The following is a 15,552-nucleotide window of genomic DNA, read 5'->3' on the forward strand; positions in this document are numbered from 1 at the left end:
GAGATCATCCCCGAGGTGGTCCGCGTGGAGACGGCGCTCCGCTCGGGCGAGGAGCGGCCCTTCCGCATGCCCGACCGCTGCCCGGCCTGCGGTGCCGCGGTCGTCCGCCTGCCCGGCGAGGCGGCCACGCGCTGCACGAACCGCGCCAGCTGCCCGGCGCAGCTGCGCGAGGGCCTCCTCCACTGGGCGAGCCGCCCGGGCATGGACATCGACGGCCTCGGACCGGCGGTGGTCGACCAGCTCCTGGCCCGGGGGCTGGTGCACGACGCCTCGGACCTCTACGCCCTGGACGTGCCGGCGCTGGCCGCCCTGGAGCGGATGGGGCAGAAGTCGGCGGAGAACCTGGTCCGCGCCATCGACGCCAGCCGCCAGCGGCCGCTCCGCCAGCTGCTCTACGCCTTCGGCATCGAGCTGGTGGGCGAGCGCGCGGCGCGCGAGCTGGCGCGCGCCTTCGGCGACATCGGCCGCCTGGCGGAGGCGGAGGAAGCGGTCCTCGCCGCCATCCCCGGCATCGGACCCAAGATCGCGCGCAGCGTCCGCGCCTTCTTCGCGCAGCCGCAGAACCGCGAGATGATCGCCCGGCTGGCCGAGCGGGGCGTGGTGGCCGCGCGCGCCGGGGCGGTCACCGAGCCGGGGGCGGGCGAGACGCCGGCGGCCGCCGAGGGTCCGCTGGCCGGGAAGACCTTCGTCCTCACCGGCACGCTGGAGCGCTTCACGCGGCGGGAGGCCCAGGCGCTCATCGAGGAGCTGGGAGGCCGCGTGACCGATTCGGTCAGCCGCAAGACCGACTACGTGGTGGCGGGGCGGGATCCGGGCTCGAAGCTCGACCGGGCGCACCAGCTGGGCGTGACGGTGCTCGACGAGGCGGCCTTCCTGGAGCTGGTCGGCCGGGCGTGAGAGCCCGCGAAGGGAATCCATGGGTCGTGCGTCGGAAAATTACTTGCTGCGGGCTGCAGACGCGGGAAGGAGGTCTTGTGCTGCGTAACGAACCTATCCCGGGATAGCAGTCCGCCTTACTATGCAAGTGGCCTTCGAGCGGGCCGCGGGGAGGTGGCGCCGAAGCCCTGGAGCAAGGCCGGGGCGGGAAGAAGAGCGACGCGCCGGTCGGGATGCAAGGCACCACCCGTTGCGGGCGTGTAGCCGCGCGCGAGATTTCTCAACTGGGGAGGGAATCCATTGGCAGTCTGGCGCACGAAGCGTTGGGCGCCTTTCTTCGCCGTCGTCGCGGTCTTCGCGCTGCTCCTTTCGGCTTGCGGCGGCGGCACGCCGGCGGCGAAGAAGACGACGCAGCCGACCACCACGACGCCCACCGCCAACCAGCCGGTCAACGGTGGGACGTTCACCTTCGCCGAAACGTCCGACATCGTGACGCTCAATCCGGCGTTCATCAACGACGTTCCGTCAGCGGACGCTGCCTTCTTCATCTCTGCGCCCCTCTACGACTCGGACAACAAGGGCAACCCGATCGTCAGCCCGATCTCCCTGGCGGCGGAGCCCTTCCAGGTTCAGAACGGCGGCACCACGTACATCGTCAAGCTGCGGTCGAACCTGAAGTGGTCGGACGGCCAGCCGTTGACAGCCGACGACGTGGCATGGAGCGCCAACACCATCGCCAACCCGGACATCGGCTCGCCGCTCCAGTCCTACTTCGCCCAGATCAAGGACGTGAAGGCGCTCGACCCGACGACGGTGGAGTTCGACCTGAAGCAGGTCTATGCGCCCTTCGTCGCCAACGTGCTGATGAGCGGTTGGGTCATGCCCAAGCACCTGCTGGGCAACGTGCCGGTCAAGGAGCTGCAGAAGAACCCCTACGGGACCGACCCGGCCAAGACGCTCTCCGACGGTCCGTGGGTCTGGAAGACCTGGGTGCAGAAACAGTACCTCGAGTTTGACATCAACCCGAACTACTGGGGCACCCGGCCGCACATCGACAAGATCGTCATGAAGATCTACGCCGACCAGAACACCGCGGTCCAGGCGCTTCTGAAGGGCGACGTGGACATGTTCACGGGCATCCCGATCCCGAGCCTGCCCGCGGTCCAGGCGAACAAGAACATCACGGTCATCAACCAGCCGGGACCAACCTGGGAGTATCTGGGCTTCAACTTCAAGGGCTCCAACTTCCCCAACTTCGGCAACCAGAGCCCCTTCGCGGGTGAGAAGACCCGCCAGGCGATCGCCTACGCCATCGACCGCGAGACGATCGTGAAGCAGGTGATCCAGGGGAACGCCCAGGTGATCGACTCGCCCTTCCTGCCCACCAACTGGGCCTACCAGCAGGGAGCGGCGGTCCACTACACCTACGACCCGCAGAAGGCCAAGCAGCTCCTGGCCGAGGACGGCTGGAAGCCGGGCCCGGACGGGTACCTGTACAAGAACGGCCACCGCTTCGAGTTCACGCTCCAGTACAACACCGGCAACGTGCGCCGCCAGCAGGTGGCCACGCTGATCCAGCAGGAGCTGAAGGACGTCGGCATCAAGGTCGACCTCCAGGCTCTCGACTTCTCCACTTGGATCCCGCAGTGGATCAACGTGGGCAAGGGCCAGGCGATCCTGCTCGGCTGGTACGGCGGCCTCGACCCGGACAACGAGCAGATCTTCAGCTCCAAGTACTACCCGCCCAACGGCCAGAACTGGGGCTGGTACACGGACAAGGAGATCGACCAGCTCTGGGTCCAGGGTTGGTCGACCACCGACGTCAGCCAGCGGAAGCAGATCTACGCGCAGATCGCGCAGAAGATCTCGACCGATCTGCCGTACGTCTTCCTCTGGCAGCTGAACGTGATCGGCGGCTACAACAAGCGGGTGCACTGGCAGCCGGAGGACGCGCCCTTCCAGGCCCTGCCGTACGCCTACTTCTGGCACATCCAGAACTGGTGGGTGACGCCGCAGTCGTGAGCCGTCACATCGGCCTAGGGTCCATCGGCTGACGGGAAGGGACCCGACCCGGGTCCCTTCCCTGATGTTTCCAACCTTCGCCCACGGTCCGACGTGAGTAAACTCGGCTTGGAAACGTCGACGGCCTCACTCGGATCGGATTCGGATCGGAAAGGAGGGGATGGGTGTGGGCGAGTACTTGGTCCGCCGTCTGCTGCAGAGCGTGCTGGTCCTCTTCCTGGTGTCGGTGGTCACCTTCGCGCTGATCCACGCGGCGCCGGGCGGGCCGACGGCCATCTATCTCCGGCCGGGCGTCTCGCCGGCCGTGCAGCAGATCCAGGCGCACAACCTGGGCTTGGACCGGCCCCTGCCCATCCAGTACGTAAACTGGCTCGGCCTCATGCTGCGCGGCAACTTCGGGTACACGTTCAAGAACCACCTGCCCGTGGGACAGATCGTCTGGCCGACCCTCGGGAACACGCTGATCCTGATGACCACCGCCTGGGTGCTGGCGCTCCTCATCGCCATCCCGTGGGGGATCTACAGCAGCACCCGCCAGTACGGCGTGGCCGACAACCTGGGCTCGGTGGTCGGGTACGTGGGCTTCTCGATGCCGACCTTCTGGTTCGGCATCATTCTGCAGATGATCTTCGCGCTCTCGCTGGCCTGGTTCCCCCTTTCGGACATGCACAGCATGGGACGGAGCGACCTGGGTGACCTTCTCTGGCACATGGTCCTGCCCGTGACGGTCCTGGTCCTCATCAACTTGGCGGGTTACCTCAAGTACTCGCGGGCCAGTATGCTGGAGGTGCTCAACCAGGACTACGTCCGCACGGCACGCGCCAAGGGCGTCCCCGAGCGGCGCGTCGTCTTCCGCCACGCCCTGCGCAACGCCCTCATCCCCGTGGTCACCGTCCTGGGGCTCGACCTGCCCATCGTCGTCTCGGGCGCCGCGCTGACCGAGGCGGTCTTCAACTGGCCCGGCATGGGCCAGCTCTTCGTGCAGATGGCCTACGCGCGCGAGTACTCGGTGCTGATGGCCATCACGATGATCGTCGCCGTCATGGTGGTGCTGGGCAACCTGTTGGCCGACATCCTCTACGCCATCATCGACCCCCGCGTCCAGCTGGGGGCCCGGGGGGCTGAGGCGCAATGAGCCAGGCGCATGTCCCGCTGCGGGAGCCCGCGGAGCCCCTCTTCGAGACCATCCGGCTCTCCGAGAAGCCGGAGTCGCCCTGGCGGGCGGCCGCCCGCCGCTTCAGCCAGAACCCCCTGGCCATGGGGGCGCTGGCCTTCGTCCTGCTGGAAGTGATCCTCGCCATCCTGGCGCCGTGGATCAGCCCGTACAACGCCGGCCAGCCCGACCTGAGCGCGATCCAGCAGCCGCCGAGCTGGCACCACTGGTTCGGCACGGACGACCTGGGGCGTGACATCTTGTCGCGCGTTCTGCTCTCCGGCCGGGTCTCGCTCCTGATCGGCTTCCTGGTAGCCGCCGGCACGGTGGTCGTCGGCTCCTTCATCGGCGCCGTCTCCGGCTACTTCGGCGGCTGGATCGACACAGTGCTGATGCGCTTCGTCGACGTGATGCTCTCCTTCCCCGCGCTCTTCCTGAACATCCTGGTGCTCGCCGTCTTCGGGACGAGCTTCGTCTACCTGATCCTGGTCCTGGTCTTCACCAGCTGGATGGGCGTGGCGCGGCTCGTGCGGGCGGAGTTCCTCCAGCTGCGCGAGATGCAGTACGTCGAGGCGGCCCGCGCCGCCGGCGTCTCCAGCTGGCGCATCATGTTCGGCCACCTGCTCCGGAACGCGGTGGCGCCCATCATCGTCAACGCGACGCTGATGGTGGGTGGCGCCATCCTTTCCGAGTCGGGCCTCTCCTTCCTCGGGCTGGGCGTGCAGCCGCCGCAGACCAGCTGGGGCCAGATGCTGAACGACGCGCAGAACTACATGCTGACCGAGCCCTGGATGGCGGTCTACCCCGGCCTGGCCATCTTCCTGACGGTGCTGGCGGTCAACTTCGTCGGCGACGGCATCCGCGACGCCATGGACCCCCGCCAGAAGGTCCGCGTGCCGAAAGGGAGGATCGAAGCGTGGCGCGCCCGCTACTCCAAATCGAAGGCCTGACGGTCGGCTTCTTCACCGATCGCGGCTACCTCAAGGTGCTCGACGGCATCTCGCTCGGCGTGGACCAGGGCGAGACGCTCTGCGTGGTGGGCGAGTCGGGCAGCGGCAAGAGCGTCACCGCGCTCAGCGTCATGCGCCTGATCGAGCACGACAACGGGGCCATCCTGGGCGGGCGGATCCTCTTCGACGGCGAGGACCTGGTCTCCAAGAGCCAGGAGGAGATGCGCCAGATCCGCGGCGGGCAGATCGCCATGATCTTCCAGGAGCCCATGACCGCCCTCAACCCGGTCTTCCCGGTGGGCGACCAGATCGCCGAGGCTGTCGTCCTGCACGAGGGCAAGTCCCGGGAGCAGGCCTGGGCGCGGGCGGTGGAGATGCTCCGCCTGGTGGGCATCCCCGAGCCGGAGGTGCGCGTCCACCAGTACCCGCACGAGTTCTCGGGCGGCATGCGGCAGCGTGCCATGATCGCCATGGCCCTGGCCTGCAACCCCAAGCTGCTCATCGCGGACGAGCCGACCACGGCGCTGGACGTCACCATCCAGGCGCAGATCCTGGACCTGCTGCGCCAGCTGAAGAGCGAGTTCGGCATGTCCATCCTGCTGATCACCCACGACATGGGCATCGCGGCGGAGATGGCCGACCGGGTGGCGGTCATGTACGCCGGCCGGGTGATGGAGACGGGCACGGTCTACGAGCTCTTCGACCGGCCCAGCCATCCCTATACGCAGGGGCTCCTCGCCTCCATCCCGGGGATGGAGGGGGAGCGGGGGGGCCGCCTCCACACCATCCGCGGCTCCATCCCCAACCTGGCCAACCTCCCCCCCGGCTGCCGCTTCCACCCGCGCTGCCCGTGGGCGGTGGAGCGCTGCAGGCAGGAGGAGCCGCCGCTCCGCCGGCTCGACGGCCACGAGGTGGCCTGCTGGCGGGCGGAGGAGGTGGCGGCCGCCGCGCCGGCCGCGGCAGCGGGAGCCGCCGGCGGCGGGAGCGAGGGTCCGCGCGCCGCGGAGGAAGGGGGGAGCGGGGCATGAGCACGGAGGCGGCAAGGGTGGCCGAGGTGCCGGCGGGCCTGGCCGAGCCGGGCGGGCCGCTCCTCCGCGCGGAGCACGTGAAGAAGTACTTCCCCATCCGGCGGGGTCTCCTCGGGCGGACGGTGGGCTACGTCCGCGCCGTCGACGACGTCAGCCTGGAGATCCAGCCCGGCGAGACCTACGGCCTGGTGGGCGAGTCCGGCTGCGGCAAGACGACGCTGGGCCGCGTGGTGCTGCGGCTGCAGGCGGCCACGTCGGGCGCCGTCTACTTCCGCGGGCAGGACATCCTGCGCCTGCCGGCCGGCGCCATGCGCGCGGTGCGGCGGGAGATGCAGATCGTCTTCCAGGACCCGTACGGCTCGCTCAACCCGCGCTTCACGGTGGGCGACATCATCGCCGAACCGCTCCGCGTCCACCGCTTCGGCAGCGCGCGGGAGATCGACGAGCGCGTGGCGGAGCTGATGCGCATGGTCGGCCTCGATCCGGCCTGGCGGAACCGCTTCCCGCACGAGTTCTCGGGCGGGCAGCGGCAGCGGGTGGGGATCGCCCGCGCCATCTCCCTCAATCCCAGCTTCATCGTCGCCGACGAGGCCGTCTCGGCGCTGGACGTCTCGGTGCAGTCGCAAATCCTCAACCTGCTCGGCGACCTGCAGGACCGGCTGGGGCTGACCTATCTCTTCATCGCCCACGGGCTCAACGTGGTCCGTCACATCTCGGACCACGTGGGGGTCATGTACCTGGGCCAGCTGGTGGAGGAGGCGGAGACGGACGAGCTTTTCGGTCATCCGGCGCACCCCTACACCGCGGCGCTGCTCTCGGCCATCCCTACGCCCAACCCGCACCGCCGGCGCCAGCGCATGATCCTGCAGGGCGAGGTGCCCTCGCCGGCCCGCCCGCCGGCGGGCTGCCGCTTCCACCCGCGCTGTCCCTTCGCGCAGCCGATCTGCTCGGAGCAGGCGCCCGAGCTGCGCGAAATCGCCGCCGGACACCGGGTGGCCTGTCACTTCCCGCTGGGCCAGGGCTGAGCTAGGATTCCGGGAAAGGGCTCGTGGCGAGGCGGGCGGCGACCGCCGCCCGGCGAGGAGGGAAACCGTTGGCGGAGCCACTCTTGGAAGTTCGCGACCTGAAGACCTACTTCCGCACCGAGGACGGCGTCGCGCGCGCCGTCGACGGCGTCAGCTTCGCGCTCGGACGCGGCGAGACGCTGGGCATCGTGGGCGAGTCGGGCAGCGGCAAGAGCGTCACCTCGCTCTCCATCATGCGGCTGATCCCCGACCCCCCGGGGCGCATCGCGGGCGGGCAGATCCTCTTCGAGGGGCGCGACCTGCTCGGGCTGAGCGAGCAGGAGATGCGGAAGATCCGCGGCAACGAGATCTCCATGATCTTCCAGGAACCCATGACCTCGCTCAACCCGGTCTTCACGGTCGGCCGCCAGATCGAGGAGAGCATCCGGCTCCACCAGAAGGTGGACGCCCGGGAGAGCCGCGTGCGGGCCATCGAGATGCTCCGCCGGGTCGGCATCCCCTCCCCGGAGGTGCGGGTCGACCAGTACCCGCACCAGATGTCGGGCGGCATGCGGCAGCGCGTCATGATCGCCATGGCGCTGGCCTGCAACCCCAAGCTGCTCATCGCGGACGAGCCGACCACGGCGCTGGACGTCACCATCCAGGCGCAGATCCTGGAGCTGATCAAGCAGCTGAAGCGCGAGTTCGGCACCTCGGTCCTCCTCATCACCCACGACATGGGCGTGGTGGCCGACATGTGCGACCGGGTGATCGTCATGTACGCCGGCAAGGTGGTGGAGGAGGCGAGGGTGGACGACCTCTTCGAGCGGCCGCTCCACCCGTACACCGAGGGGCTTCTCCACTCCATCCCCAGCATGGAGGGGCGCCGCGAGAAGCTCCACGTCATCGAGGGCAACGTGCCCAACCCGCTGGCGCTGCCGCGCGGCTGCGCCTTCGCCCCGCGCTGCCCCTATGCGGTGGAGCGCTGCCGGCACGAGGAGCCGCCGCTGGAGACGACCGGCGACGGGCGCAAGGTGGCCTGCTGGCGGCACGACGAGATCGAGACGCGGGGGGTGGCCTGAGTGGCGCTCGTTCAACCCAGGGAGGAAGGCCGCCCGGCCGGGCGTCCCGGCGAGCTCCTCCTCGAGGTGCGCGACCTGCGCAAGTACTTCCCCATCACCGGCGGCCTCCTGGGCCGGGTGACGGGCTGGGTGCGCGCCGTGGACGGGGTCAGCTTCGACATCCGCCGCGGCGAGACCATGGGCCTGGTGGGCGAGTCGGGTTGCGGCAAGTCGACCACGGGACGGCTGGTGCTGCGGCTGATCGAACCCACCTCGGGCCAGGTGCTCTTCGAGGGGCGCGACATCTTCCGGCTGCCGCGCGAGGAGATGCGCAAGCTGCGGCGCGAGATGCAGATCGTCTTCCAGGATCCGTACGGCTCGCTCAACCCGCGCATGACCGTGGGCGACATCGTGGGCGAGCCGCTGGAGATCCACGGCATCGCCTCGGGCCGGGCCAAGGAGGAGCGGGTGCGGGAGCTCCTGGAGGTGGTGGGGCTGAGCGCCGTCCACGCCCGCCGTTACCCGCACGAGTTCTCCGGCGGGCAGCGGCAGCGCATCGGCGTCGCCCGGGCGCTGGCCCTCAACCCCAAGCTGGTGGTGCTGGACGAGCCCGTCTCGGCGCTGGACGTCTCCGTCCAGTCGCAGGTGATCAACCTGCTGGAGCAGCTGCAGGCGGAGTTCCACCTCACCTACCTCTTCATCGCCCACGATTTGGCGGTGGTCCGCCACATCTCCGACCGGGTGACGGTCATGTACCTGGGCCAGGTGGTGGAGGCGGCCGAGACCGACGAGCTCTACGCCAACCCCCTCCACCCGTACACGCAGGCGCTCCTCTCGGCGGTGCCCCTGGCCAACCCCAAGGTGCAGCGGCGGCGCCAGCGCATCGTCCTCCAGGGCGACGTGCCCTCGCCCGCCCACCCGCCGTCGGGCTGCCGCTTCCACACCCGTTGCCCCTTCGCCATGGACATCTGCCGCGAGCAGGAGCCGGCCATGGTGGAGGCGGCGCCCGGCCACCGCGTGGCCTGTCACCTCCATCCCGGCAAGGTGGCGGAGGCCGGGGCCTAGCCGGTGCGGTTCGCGCCGACCGGGCCGGCGTGGTAGAACGTAGAGCGTCTGCGAAGCGGTTACGGCAGGGGCGCGGCGCCGGCCGCGCCCCGGGGAGGTCGAGGCCATGGCCATCAGCCCCGACGAGGTGCGCCACGTGGCGCGCCTCGCCCGTCTGGCGCTGGACGAGGGCGAGGTCGAGCGGCTGGCGGGCGAGCTGGGCGCCATCCTGGAGTACGTCGCCCAGCTCCAGCGGGTAGAGACCGCCGGAGTACCGCCCACGGCGCACGTGCTCGACCAGGTGAACGCGCTGCGGGAGGATGAGCCCGGACCCGGACTGGAGCGGGAGGTTCTCCTGGAAGAGGCGCCGGACCGGGAGGGCCCCTTCTGGCGGGTGCCGCGGGTGATCGGCGAGGGCGGCGAGAACGTGGGCGAGGGGGAGGAACGTTGAGCGGATCGGGCCGGGAACCCGGCCCCGGCGCGGGCGGCCGGGACGGGCTGGCCTGGCGGCCGGTGCACGAGCTGGCGGCGAGCGGGGCCAGCCGCCGCGAGATCGCGGAGCTCTTCGTGGAGCGGGCGGCGCGGCTCGACGGGAGGGTGCACGCCTTCCTGACGCAGACGCCGGAGCGGGCGCTGGAGGCGGCCGAGCGGGCCGACCGGGCGGGCGGCGGGCGGCCCAGCCCCTGGGCCGGCCTGCCCGTGGCGCTCAAGGACAACCTGGTGACGCGCGGCCTGCGCACCACCTGCGCCTCGCGCATGCTGGCCGACTGGGTGCCGCCGTACACGGCGACGGCGGTGGAGCGCCTGGAGGCGGCGGGCCTGGGCTGCCTGGGCAAGACCAACCTGGACGAGTTCGCCATGGGCTCCTCCACGGAGCACTCCGCCTTCGGGCCGACGCGCAACCCCGTGGACCTGGAGCGGGTGCCGGGCGGCTCCAGCGGCGGTTCGGCGGCGGCCGTGGCGGCCGCCATGGCCCCCTGGGCGCTGGGCTCGGACACGGGCGGTTCCATCCGGCAGCCGGCCGCCTACTGCGGCGTCGTCGGGCTGAAGCCCAGCTACGGTCGCGTCTCGCGCTACGGGCTGGTCGCCTTCGCCAGCTCGCTCGACCAGATCGGCCCCATCACCCGCGACGTCCGCGACGCGGCCATCTTGCTGGGGCTGATCGCGGGCCACGACCCGCGCGACGCCACCTCGGCGGAGCGGCCGGTGCCGGACTACCTGGAGCGGCTGGAGGAAGGCGTGCGCGGCCTCCGCGTCGGCCTGCCGCGCGAGTACTTCGGCGAGGGGGTGGCGCCGGAGGTGCGCGAGGCGGTGCTGGGCGCGGCGCGCGCCCTGGAGCGGGAGGGGGCGCGGGTGGAGGAGACGGAGCTTCCTTCCACCCGGTACGCGCTGGCGGCCTACTACGTCGTCGCCCCGGCCGAGGCCTCGGCCAACCTGGCCCGCTACGACGGCGTGCGCTACGGTTTCCGCGCCGCGGGGGCGACCAGCTACGCCGACCTCTACGACCGCACGCGCCAGAAGGGCTTCGGCGCCGAGGTGCGGCGTCGGATCATGCTGGGCACCTACGCGCTCAGCGCCGGCTACTACGACCAGTACTACCTGAAGGCCCAGCAGGTGCGGACGCTCATCCGGCGCGAGTTCGGCGAGGCCTTCCGGCGCTTCGACCTGCTCCTGACCCCGACGGCGCCCACCGCGGCCTTCCGCCTGGGCGAGGTCTCCGACCCGCTGACCATGTACATGAACGACATCTGCACCATCCCCGCCAACCTGGCCGGCCTGCCGGCCATCTCGCTCCCCTGCGGCAGCGCCGGGGGGCTGCCGGTGGGCGCCCAGCTGATGGCGGCGCCCTTCGAGGAGGCGCTTCTCCTGCGGGCGGCGCGTGCGCTGGAGGCGGCGCTGAGCCTCCAGCCCTGGCGGCCGGCGGCGGAGCTGGAGGAGGTGGCGCCGTGAGCGGCGCGACGCTCGGCGCAGGCGCGGAGGCGCGGGACGGCCTGCCGGCCGCGTACGAGATGGTGATCGGCCTGGAGGTGCACGTCGAGCTCTCGACGCGCACCAAGATGTTCTGCTCCTGCCCGGCCGACTTCGGCGGCGAACCCAACACCCACGTCTGCCCGGTCTGCCTCGCCCTGCCCGGGGCGCTGCCCGTCCCCAACCGGCGCGCGGTCGAGTTCGCCATCCGGGCGGCTCGCGCCCTCCACTGCGAGATCGCCGCCGAGACCAAGTTCGACAGGAAGAACTACCACTACCCCGACCTGCCCAAGGGCTACCAGATCTCGCAGTACGACCAGCCGCTGGCGAGGAACGGCTGGCTGGAGATCGAGACCGAAGAGGGGCGGCGGCGCATCCGCATCCGCCGCCTGCACATGGAGGAGGACGCGGGCAAGTCGCTCCACGGCGAGGGCGACGGCGAGGCGACGCTCCTGGACTTCAACCGGGCGGGCGTGCCGCTGGTGGAGATCGTCTCCGAGCCCGACCTGCGCTCGCCCGAGGAGGCGCGCGCCTACCTGGAGATGCTGCGCGCCACCGTCTTCTACACCGGCGTCTCCGACGTGAAGATGGAAGAAGGCTCGCTCCGCTGCGACGCCAACGTCTCCATCCGCCCGCGCGGCTCCTCGGAGCTGGGCGTGCTGGTGGAGGTGAAGAACATGAACTCCTTCCGCGCCGTCCAGCGCGCCCTGGCCTACGAGGCGGAGCGGCAGGCGCGGGCGCTGGCGCGCGGCGAGAGGCTGGAGCGCGAGACGCGCCACTGGGACGAGGCCCGCGGCGTCACCCTGCCCGGCCGCTCGAAGGAGGAAGTGAACGACTACCGCTACTTCCCCGAACCCGACCTGGTGCCGCTGCGCATCGACCCCGCCTGGGTGGCCGAGATCGAAGCCTCGCTGCCGGAGCTGCCCGAGGCGCGGCTCGGCCGCTACCAGGAGGCGGGCCTGGCCTACAAGGAGGCCTGGACGCTGGTCGCCCAGCGGGAGCTGGGGGATTTCCTGGACGCCACCGTGGCGGCCGGCGCGCCGCTCCGCCAGGCGGCCAACTGGCTCCTGGGCGAGGTGAGCGCCCGCCTCAACGAGAGCGGCCGGCCCCTGGCCGAGCTCCGTCTCACGCCCGCCGGCCTGGCCGGTCTGGTGGCGCTGGTGGAGGCGGGGACGGTGACGCCCACCCTGGCCAAGCAGGTCTTCGCGCGCATGCTGGAGACCGGCGAGGAGCCCGCCGTCATCGTGGAGCGCGAGGGTCTCGTCCAGATCCGGGACGAGGCCGCGCTGGAGGCGGTGGCGGAGCGCGTCATCGAGGCCAACCCCAAGGTGGTGGCCGACATCCTGAGCGGCAAGGAGAAGGCGGTGGCCGCCCTGGTCGGCCAGGTGATGCGCGAGACGCGGGGCAAGGCCAACGCCGCCAAGGTGAACGAGGTGCTCCGCCGCCGCCTGGCCGAGCTGCGCCAGGCCGAGCCGCGCGGCTGAGCCGGCCGGCGGCCGCCTCAGGGCCGGACGGCGAAGCCCCGCTCGCCCTCCACGGGCGCGCGCGAGGCGGCGTCGACGGCGTCGACGCGGGCGCCGACCGGCCCCCGCTGGCACCAGCGCAGGAAGCTCTCCAGCGCCGCCGCCGGTCCCTGGGCCTCCAGCTCGACGCTGCCGTCCTCGGCGTTCCGCACCCAGCCGCTGAGGCCGAGCCGCTCGGCCTCGGCCCGGGCGCCGAGGCGGAAGCCGACGCCCTGGACGCGGCCGCGGATGCGGAGGTAGAGGCGCAGCGGGCGGCCGCCCCCGCCGGCGCCCGCCTCGTCCGGCCGCCTCGTCTCCGTCTCGCCCATCGGGCTCTCCTCCCGCGGTGGCCGGCGGCTGCGCCGCCGGCGGACTACACTAGATGATCATGGACGAACGGGTCGTGCGGGTCGAGTCGCTGGCCGCCGAGGGCGACGCCGTCGCCCGCGACGAGCAGGGGCTGGCGCTCTTCATCCCCTACGGCGTGCCGGGCGACCGGCTGCGCGTCCGCCTGGTCGAGCGCCATCCGCGCTGGGCGCGGGCGGAGATCCTGGAGATTCTGGAGCCCTCGCCCGTGCGGGCCGAGGCGCCCTGCCCGCTCTTCGGCCGCTGCGGCGGCTGCACCTGGCAGAACGTCCGCTACGGGAGCCAGCTGGAGGCGAAGCGGCGCCTGGTGCGGGACGCGCTGGAGCGCATCGGGCGGCTAGGCGGGGTGGAGGTGGCGGCGACGCTTCCTTCGCCCTCGCCCTGGCGCTACCGGAACAAGGTCTCGCTGCCGCTGGCGCGGAGCGGGGACGGCGGGCTGCGCGCGGGCTTCTACCGCCGGGGGACGCACGAGGTCATCCCCTTCGCCGGCTGTGCCGTCGAGCACCCGCTCATCGACCGGGTGGTGAGGGGCTTCCTGGAGGTGGCCCGGGAGCGGCGCCTGGAGGGCTACGACGAGCGGGAGGGCCGAGGCCTCCTGCGCCACCTGGTGGTGCGGGTGGCGCCGCGGGCGGGCCGTGCGCTGGCGGCGCTGGTGGTGGCGGCCAGCCGCTGGCCGGAGGGGCCGGAGGTGGCGCGCGAGCTGATGCGCCGCCTGCCCGAGCTGGAGGGCGTGGTCGCCTCCGCCCACCCGCGCCCGGGGAACGCCGTCTGGGGCGAGCGCGACTGGCTGCTGGCCGGCCGGGGCGAGCTGGAGGAGGAGATGGAGGTGGCCGGCTGGGGTCGCCTCCGCTTCCGCATCGCCGCCCGCTCCTTCTTCCAGGTGAACGAGGCCCAGGCCGAGCGGCTCTACGCGCTGGCCCTGGAGGGCGCCGCCCTGGCGCCCGGGGCGCGCGTCGTCGACCTCTACACCGGCGTCGGCACGCTGGCGCTCTTCGCCGCGCTGCGCGCCGGCGAGGTGACGGGCGTGGAGGAGGTGCCGGCGGCGGTGGAGGACGCGCGGCGGAACGCCGAGCGGAACGGGTTGGAGGGGAGGGCGCGCTTCCTTCTCGGGCGCGCCGAGACGCTCCTGCCCCGCCTGGTGGCCCGCGGCCGCGCCGCCCCCGACGCCCTCCTCCTCGACCCGCCCAGGAAGGGCGCCGCGCCCGAAGTGCTGGACGCCATCCGCCGTGCCGCCCCGCGCCGCGTGGTCTACGTCTCCTGCAACCCCGCCACCCTGGCGCGCGACCTGGCCCGCCTGGCCGACACCGGCGGGCCGGGCGCCGCCTACCGCGTCGCGCGCGTCACCCCGGTCGACCTCTTCCCCCAGACGGCCCACGTGGAGGCGGTGGCCTGGCTGGAGCGGGCCGGCTAGCCGCTCCGTCCGGGCGGCCGAGGCCCGGGCGGAGCGGTCAGGGGCGGTGCAGGCGGACGCTCCCGTCGGCGGGCGACCAGTCCACGGCGAGACCGGCCGCCTCGGCGGCCCAGCGCAGCGGCACGTAGAAGGTCCCGTTCTCCATGCGCGCGGGCACGTCCATCCAGGCGTCGCCGCGCGAGGAGGCGAGGCGCAGGCTCGAGGCGCGCGCCTCCACCCAGCTGCCGCCCTTCTCCGCCCGCGCGACGGCCGGCCGTTCCGGACTCCAGAGGACGCGCCAGCCCAGCTTCTCGAAGAAGAGGCGGAAGGGGACCATCAGGCGGCCGCCCGCCGTCTGGAGGCCGGCGCCGGCCTCCTCCGGCCCAGCCCCGGCCAGCCCCGGGAAGGGGCGCCCGTCCAGCAGAAGGGCGGGGCCGCCCGCCTCCATGGGCGGGAGCCCGGCGGTGGAGAAGCGGGCGCGGACGAGGAAGGGCTCCGCTCCCCCGGCGGTGAGGACGACGCCCTCCACCGTGTAGACGTAGCTCCGCCCCACCGCGAGCGGCCTCCGCGGCAGGAGGACGACCGTCTCCTCCAGCTCCCGGCGCTCGGGGGAGTCGCCGCCGGGCGTCAAGAGCCAGAAGGGGACGGGCTCCCCGCCCGCCTCGCGCAGGCTGGCCGAACGGACCTCCACCCCCTCGACGGCGCTTCCGTAGAAGCCGACCGTGATCGGGTAGCCGGTGGGGTAGGAGGCGCCCGGCACCAGCTTCAGCGGGTCCGGCACCTCGCCCGGGTAGAAGGCGGTGGGCACGGCGGGCTGGCCGTCGTAGGGGTAGGCGACGGGCCCGCCCAGGCCCGGCACGGGCACCGCGCCCAGCACCATCACCGACGCCCAGCGGTCGGAGCCGGCGGGAAGCGGCGCCCGGCTGTAGCCGGCCGCACGGTTGCCGGGGTCGAGGAGGGCGACGCGGTGGTAGACCGAGTCCAGCCAGGCGGCCAGCGAGGCAGCGGGCGAGGTGGCCCCGGCCTCGATCACCTCGCGCGCCTCAGGCCAGGGGGCGCCGTAGGCGCGGGCCCGGTCGAGCGGCCCGGCGCCGGTGAAGCCGGCCCTGCCGGCCTCCTCCTGGTGGACGGTGGCGTCCAGCGGCTCCCCGGGTCGGTTCAGCTCCAGGTAGAGCAGGTGCGAGCGCG

General features: G+C 72.2%; 14 protein-coding genes. 12 read left to right on the forward strand and 2 right to left on the reverse strand.

Features of this window, described 5'->3' with window-relative positions:
- From K6U79_08125 to gatB, 11 genes are all read left to right on the forward strand, one after another.
- Nucleotides 1-897: NAD-dependent DNA ligase LigA (locus K6U79_08125; GenBank protein ID MCL6522321.1), on the forward strand; the 897-nt coding region annotated here is incomplete at its 5' end.
- 279 nt (nucleotides 898-1,176) lie between these two features.
- Entirely contained in the window at nucleotides 1,177-2,898 is a 1,722-nt protein-coding gene (locus tag K6U79_08130) for a peptide ABC transporter substrate-binding protein (GenBank protein MCL6522322.1), read from the forward strand.
- 166 nt (nucleotides 2,899-3,064) lie between these two features.
- Entirely contained in the window at nucleotides 3,065-4,033 is a 969-nt protein-coding gene (locus tag K6U79_08135; GenBank protein MCL6522323.1) for an ABC transporter permease, read from the forward strand.
- Nucleotides 4,030-5,001, forward strand: coding sequence for an ABC transporter permease (locus K6U79_08140; GenBank protein MCL6522324.1), 972 nt, complete (start codon nucleotides 4,030-4,032; stop codon nucleotides 4,999-5,001). Before K6U79_08135 ends, K6U79_08140 begins: the two co-directional genes overlap by 4 nt.
- Nucleotides 4,968-6,029: an ABC transporter ATP-binding protein gene (locus tag K6U79_08145; GenBank protein MCL6522325.1), complete on the forward strand. Its 1,062-nt coding sequence runs from the start codon at nucleotides 4,968-4,970 to the stop codon at nucleotides 6,027-6,029. The genes K6U79_08140 and K6U79_08145 overlap by 34 nt, the downstream gene beginning before the upstream one ends.
- On the forward strand, nucleotides 6,026-7,054 hold the full coding sequence (locus K6U79_08150) for an ATP-binding cassette domain-containing protein (GenBank protein MCL6522326.1): 1,029 nt from the start codon (nucleotides 6,026-6,028) through the stop codon (nucleotides 7,052-7,054). Before K6U79_08145 ends, K6U79_08150 begins: the two co-directional genes overlap by 4 nt.
- Before the next feature lie 68 nt (nucleotides 7,055-7,122).
- The gene (locus K6U79_08155; GenBank protein ID MCL6522327.1) at nucleotides 7,123-8,115 is read left to right on the forward strand and encodes an ABC transporter ATP-binding protein; all 993 of its coding nucleotides are present in this window, start codon (nucleotides 7,123-7,125) and stop codon (nucleotides 8,113-8,115) included.
- Between the two features lie 66 nt (nucleotides 8,116-8,181).
- Complete coding sequence (locus K6U79_08160) at nucleotides 8,182-9,159, forward strand: dipeptide ABC transporter ATP-binding protein (GenBank protein ID MCL6522328.1); 978 nt, start codon at nucleotides 8,182-8,184, stop codon at nucleotides 9,157-9,159.
- Between the two features lie 106 nt (nucleotides 9,160-9,265).
- Nucleotides 9,266-9,589: an Asp-tRNA(Asn)/Glu-tRNA(Gln) amidotransferase subunit GatC gene (gene gatC, locus K6U79_08165; GenBank protein MCL6522329.1), complete on the forward strand. Its 324-nt coding sequence runs from the start codon at nucleotides 9,266-9,268 to the stop codon at nucleotides 9,587-9,589.
- A 47-nt stretch (nucleotides 9,590-9,636) separates the two neighbouring features.
- Nucleotides 9,637-11,088, forward strand: coding sequence for an Asp-tRNA(Asn)/Glu-tRNA(Gln) amidotransferase subunit GatA (gatA, locus tag K6U79_08170; GenBank protein ID MCL6522330.1), 1,452 nt, complete (start codon nucleotides 9,637-9,639; stop codon nucleotides 11,086-11,088).
- Nucleotides 11,089-11,147: 59 nt separating this feature from the next.
- Complete coding sequence (gatB, locus tag K6U79_08175) at nucleotides 11,148-12,590, forward strand: Asp-tRNA(Asn)/Glu-tRNA(Gln) amidotransferase subunit GatB (protein MCL6522331.1); 1,443 nt, start codon at nucleotides 11,148-11,150, stop codon at nucleotides 12,588-12,590.
- A gap of 17 nt (nucleotides 12,591-12,607) precedes the next feature.
- Here the strand turns inward: gatB and K6U79_08180 are convergent, their stop codons facing one another.
- The gene (locus K6U79_08180) at nucleotides 12,608-12,937 is read right to left on the reverse strand and encodes an acylphosphatase (GenBank protein ID MCL6522332.1); all 330 of its coding nucleotides are present in this window, start codon (nucleotides 12,935-12,937) and stop codon (nucleotides 12,608-12,610) included.
- A gap of 53 nt (nucleotides 12,938-12,990) precedes the next feature.
- On the opposite strand from K6U79_08180, the gene rlmD reads away from it, so the two are divergent.
- Complete coding sequence (gene rlmD / locus K6U79_08185) at nucleotides 12,991-14,385, forward strand: 23S rRNA (uracil(1939)-C(5))-methyltransferase RlmD (protein ID MCL6522333.1); 1,395 nt, start codon at nucleotides 12,991-12,993, stop codon at nucleotides 14,383-14,385.
- Between the two features lie 37 nt (nucleotides 14,386-14,422).
- Here rlmD and K6U79_08190 read toward each other — a convergent pair.
- Nucleotides 14,423-15,552, reverse strand: a 1,130-nt coding sequence (locus K6U79_08190; GenBank protein ID MCL6522334.1) for a hypothetical protein, incomplete at its 5' end; no start/stop codon positions are given.

It is taken from the genome of Bacillota bacterium, from assembly GCA_023511835.1.
In the GTDB taxonomy this organism is placed as follows: Bacteria; Bacillota; Sulfobacillia; order JAIMAT01; family JAIMAT01; genus JAIMAT01.

What these genes read in the sequence shown, in the direction of transcription:
- K6U79_08140 (MCL6522324.1), top strand. Translation starts at nt 4,030, where the DNA reads ATGAGCCAGGCGCATGTCCCGCTGCGGGAGCCCGCGGAGCCCCTCTTC.
- K6U79_08150 (MCL6522326.1), top strand. Translation starts at nt 6,026, where the DNA reads ATGAGCACGGAGGCGGCAAGGGTGGCCGAGGTGCCGGCGGGCCTGGCC.
- gatC (MCL6522329.1), top strand. Translation starts at nt 9,266, where the DNA reads ATGGCCATCAGCCCCGACGAGGTGCGCCACGTGGCGCGCCTCGCCCGT.
- gatB (MCL6522331.1), top strand. Translation starts at nt 11,148, where the DNA reads ATGGTGATCGGCCTGGAGGTGCACGTCGAGCTCTCGACGCGCACCAAG.
- K6U79_08180 (MCL6522332.1), bottom strand. Translation starts at nt 12,937, where the DNA reads ATGGGCGAGACGGAGACGAGGCGGCCGGACGAGGCGGGCGCCGGCGGG.
- rlmD (MCL6522333.1), top strand. Translation starts at nt 12,991, where the DNA reads ATGATCATGGACGAACGGGTCGTGCGGGTCGAGTCGCTGGCCGCCGAG.